Below are 2,016 nucleotides of genomic sequence, written 5' to 3'. Positions count from 1 at the left end.
GACAAGGACCCGTCCCGGCGCTACCGCACCGTGCTCGCCTTCGCCCGCGCCCTCCTTTCGACGGCACCCTCGCCGACAGCGCCCAATGCGCCATCCTCGCCACCCGACAAGCCTTCCGCGACCATCACCTGCCCGCGCCAGCAGACGCCGCTATCGTCCAACAAATGGGCATCCCGATAGAGCGCTGCTTCCGCACCCTCGGCGCGACCGACCTTGACGACGACGCCTTTGCCGCGCTGCTCGCCACCTTCCGCCAACATTACGCCACAGCTTCAGAAAGCCACATCCACCTCTACCCCGGCATTGTCGCCCTGCTCGCCGCCCTCAAGGCACAAGGGCGACAGACCGGCATCGTCAGCAGCAAAAAATCTGCCATTTTGCGTGCCAACTGCGAACAACTCGGCATCAGCGCGCAGATTGACGTCTATATCGGCTCGGATACAGTGCAGCACTACAAACCGCATCCCGAAGGCATCCGCCTTGCCCTCTCCGCACTCAACGGCGACCCGGCCGCCGCTATCTACATCGGCGATGCCACCACCGACATCGAAATGGGACACGCCGCCGGCGTCAAAACCTGCGCCGTCACCTGGGGCGCACACGATAAAGCCCGCGCTGGCGGCCACCGCGCCGGATGCGCTGGTAGATGAGGTCGCCGCCTTGCAGCGTTTGCTGTTGCCTTGACTCCCGCTAAAATAGCCGCCCTTTTATCCACACCAGGAAAAACCATGACACGCAAAACCCTTGCCCTCCTCCTCGCCCTCGCGGCGGGTAGCGCCTACGCCGCCGCCGATAGCTTTGCCGATAGCATCCCCGCCCAGGCAGACGGCGTGCCGCTCGCTTATGTCGGCAAAGACACTACCGCCACGACTGCTCTGACGCTGACCGCCAAGCCCAGCGGCGGCGATGCCATCGGCTATCTGCCCAAAGACAGCCGCGTTCACGTTCTGCTTGCCGATGACCACGGCAACCACCTCGTGCGCACCGACTACGGCATCACCGGCTGGGCGCAAAAAGGCGAAAATCCGGACGCGGGCAGCGAAGCCTTCCCACCCCTGGAAACCGCGAAAGACGAATATGCCGCCACCCTCCACTACAATCCGCAACTGGCAGGCAAACCGCACAATAACCCGTCCGAAGAGACCCTTACCCTTGAAACCGCGCTCCAGCCCGGCGGCGTGCGCTACCAAATCTATTGCGACGGCGACGTCAACACCCCGCCCTGCACCTTCACCCCGATAGCCAAAAAACAGGCGAAAAAGGCCACCCGCATCGGCCTTCCCGACAACCTGACCCTCCCCGGCAACGGTTATGTGTACAGCAGCGACAACCGCCCCTACCGCCTGCGCGACAAATGGCGCATCCAGGGAAAAGAAGCGCAAAACATCAAGCAACCCTTCTACGCCCTCGGCTATCACGGCACTTACCAAGGCCGCAGTTACCGCCAGGAAAACGGCCTTGCCGAAACCCGCGCCGAACCGCTTCCGCTCACCGACCGCATTGACGGCAGCAATACCATCGCTGAAGTCGCGCCGGGCAGCGAAGTTACCCTTATCCTGCTCCGCCAGCCCTTCGCCCGCGCAGGAGAAGCGCCCGACTACAGCTACATCGCCAAAGATTCCCCTTACTGGCTGCTGCTCCAAACCGCCGACGGCAAAACCGGCTGGCACAAAGTGGAAAGCCGTTTCAACGCGGACTATCACCAGCCGAAATTCAACATGCAGTACGACTAACTGCATAGTAGTCACCCATAAAAAAGCCGGGCAATGCCCGGTTTTTTCATGCAGCGACCGCGTTTTAACCGCGCCGTTTCATAGGTTGGGTTAGCGAGGGACGAGCGTAACTCAACGTTTGTAGAAACCATGGTGATACGTTGGGCTACGCCTAACCCAACCTACGGGCTGTGCGGTGTTGGTGGATTGCCATAAAGGGAAGGAGCAAACACCGTGCGTGCCGAGCGTAACCCCGGTAGAACACAGACCTTGTTTACACTTTAACCTAAACACGTTGTTTACA

Annotated in this window: 2 protein-coding genes; both read left to right on the top strand. The window is 61.0% G+C overall.

Going from position 1 to position 2,016, the window contains the following annotated elements; genetic code table 11:
- Positions 1-650 (top strand): HAD family hydrolase (locus tag Q0349_RS08895; protein ID WP_298080511.1); only part of this gene is annotated, 650 nt, incomplete at its 5' end.
- A 78-nt stretch (positions 651-728) separates the two neighbouring features.
- Positions 729-1,733 carry a hypothetical protein gene (locus Q0349_RS08890; protein ID WP_298080509.1) on the top strand — a complete coding sequence of 335 codons (1,005 nt, stop codon included), beginning with the start codon at positions 729-731 and terminating at the stop codon, positions 1,731-1,733.
- The last annotated feature ends 283 nt before the right edge of the window (positions 1,734-2,016 follow it).

Source organism: uncultured Cardiobacterium sp., assembly GCF_938028185.1.
Lineage (GTDB): Bacteria > Pseudomonadota > Gammaproteobacteria > Cardiobacteriales > Cardiobacteriaceae > Cardiobacterium.
The sequence above is the reverse complement of the archived record's forward strand: the minus strand, read 5'-3'. Positions and strand labels throughout refer to the sequence as shown.

Coding starts and splice junctions, on each gene's coding strand:
- Q0349_RS08890 (WP_298080509.1), top strand. CDS start 729: ATGACACGCAAAACCCTTGCCCTCCTCCTCGCCCTCGCGGCGGGTAGC.